Source organism: Bacillus sp. GW823-FHT06B01 (assembly GCF_058952315.1).
Window position 1 is genome coordinate 1 of sequence record NZ_JBXAHR010000022.1, and the last position, 2,743, is coordinate 2,743.

Sequence of the window (2,743 nt, forward strand, 5' to 3'; positions counted from 1 at the left end):
CTGAAACATCTAAGTACCTGGAGGAAGAGAAAGCAAATGCGATTTCCTGAGTAGCGGCGAGCGAAACGGAACATAGCCCAAACCAAGAGGCTTGCCTCTTGGGGTTGTAGGACATTCTATACGGAGTTACAAAGGAACGAGGTAGACGAAGCGACCTGGAAAGGTCCGTCGTAGAGGGTAACAACCCCGTAGTCGAAACTTCGTTCTCTCTTGAATGTATCCTGAGTACGGCGGAACACGTGAAATTCCGTCGGAATCTGGGAGGACCATCTCCCAAGGCTAAATACTCCCTAGTGATCGATAGTGAACCAGTACCGTGAGGGAAAGGTGAAAAGCACCCCGGAAGGGGAGTGAAAGAGATCCTGAAACCGTGTGCCTACAAATAGTCAGAGCCCGTTAATGGGTGATGGCGTGCCTTTTGTAGAATGAACCGGCGAGTTACGATCCCGTGCGAGGTTAAGCTGAAGAGGCGGAGCCGCAGCGAAAGCGAGTCTGAATAGGGCGTTTAGTACGTGGTCGTAGACCCGAAACCAGGTGATCTACCCATGTCCAGGGTGAAGTTCAGGTAACACTGAATGGAGGCCCGAACCCACGCACGTTGAAAAGTGCGGGGATGAGGTGTGGGTAGCGGAGAAATTCCAATCGAACCTGGAGATAGCTGGTTCTCCCCGAAATAGCTTTAGGGCTAGCCTTAAGTGTAAGAGTCTTGGAGGTAGAGCACTGATTGAACTAGGGGTCCTCATCGGATTACCGAATTCAGTCAAACTCCGAATGCCAATGACTTATCCTTAGGAGTCAGACTGCGAGTGATAAGATCCGTAGTCAAGAGGGAAACAGCCCAGATCGCCAGCTAAGGTCCCAAAGTGTGTATTAAGTGGAAAAGGATGTGGAGTTGCTTAGACAACTAGGATGTTGGCTTAGAAGCAGCCACCATTTAAAGAGTGCGTAATAGCTCACTAGTCGAGTGACTCTGCGCCGAAAATGTACCGGGGCTAAATACACCACCGAAGCTGCGAATTGATACCAATGGTATCAGTGGTAGGGGAGCGTTCTAAGTGCAGTGAAGTCAGACCGGAAGGACTGGTGGAGCGCTTAGAAGTGAGAATGCCGGTATGAGTAGCGAAAGACGGGTGAGAATCCCGTCCACCGAATGCCTAAGGTTTCCTGAGGAAGGCTCGTCCGCTCAGGGTTAGTCAGGACCTAAGCCGAGGCCGACAGGCGTAGGCGATGGACAACAGGTTGATATTCCTGTACCACCTCTTTATCGTTTGAGCAATGGAGGGACGCAGAAGGATAGAAGAAGCGTGCGATTGGTTGTGCACGTCCAAGCAGTTAGGCTGATAAGTAGGCAAATCCGCTTATCGTGAAGGCTGAGCTGTGATGGGGAAGCTCCTTATGGAGCGAAGTCTTTGATTCCCCGCTGCCAAGAAAAGCTTCTAGCGAGATAAAAGGTGCCTGTACCGCAAACCGACACAGGTAGGCGAGGAGAGAATCCTAAGGTGTGCGAGAGAACTCTGGTTAAGGAACTCGGCAAAATGACCCCGTAACTTCGGGAGAAGGGGTGCTTTCTTAACGGAAAGCCGCAGTGAATAGGCCCAAGCGACTGTTTAGCAAAAACACAGGTCTCTGCGAAGCCGTAAGGCGAAGTATAGGGGCTGACACCTGCCCGGTGCTGGAAGGTTAAGGAGAGGGGTTAGCGTAAGCGAAGCTCTGAACTGAAGCCCCAGTAAACGGCGGCCGTAACTATAACGGTCCTAAGGTAGCGAAATTCCTTGTCGGGTAAGTTCCGACCCGCACGAAAGGTGTAACGATTTGGGCACTGTCTCAACCAGAGACTCGGTGAAATTATAGTACCTGTGAAGATGCAGGTTACCCGCGACAGGACGGAAAGACCCCGTGGAGCTTTACTGTAGCCTGATATTGAATTTTGGTACAGTTTGTACAGGATAGGCGGGAGCCATTGAAACCGGAGCGCTAGCTTCGGTGGAGGCGCTGGTGGGATACCGCCCTGACTGTATTGAAATTCTAACCTACGGGTCTTATCGACCCGGGAGACAGTGTCAGGTGGGCAGTTTGACTGGGGCGGTCGCCTCCTAAAGTGTAACGGAGGCGCCCAAAGGTTCCCTCAGAATGGTTGGAAATCATTCGTAGAGTGCAAAGGCATAAGGGAGCTTGACTGCGAGACCTACAAGTCGAGCAGGGACGAAAGTCGGGCTTAGTGATCCGGTGGTTCCGCATGGAAGGGCCATCGCTCAACGGATAAAAGCTACCCCGGGGATAACAGGCTTATCTCCCCCAAGAGTCCACATCGACGGGGAGGTTTGGCACCTCGATGTCGGCTCATCGCATCCTGGGGCTGTAGTCGGTCCCAAGGGTTGGGCTGTTCGCCCATTAAAGCGGTACGCGAGCTGGGTTCAGAACGTCGTGAGACAGTTCGGTCCCTATCCGTCGTGGGCGTAGGAAATTTGAGAGGAGCTGTCCTTAGTACGAGAGGACCGGGATGGACGCACCGCTGGTGTACCAGTTGTTCTGCCAAGGGCATAGCTGGGTAGCTATGTGCGGAAGGGATAAGTGCTGAAAGCATCTAAGCATGAAGCCCCCCTCAAGATGAGATTTCCCATAGCGTAAGCTAGTAAGATCCCTGAAAGATGATCAGGTTGATAGGTTCGAGGTGGAAGCATGGTGACATGTGGAGCTGACGAATACTAATAGATCGAGGACTTAACCATATAATATGAAGCAA

General features: G+C 51.9%; 1 rRNA gene. It reads left to right on the forward strand.

The features are described from left to right. Positions 1-2,729 (forward strand): 23S ribosomal RNA (locus AC1Q8N_RS28670); the annotation flags it as partial. Between the last annotated feature and the right edge of the window lie 14 nt (positions 2,730-2,743).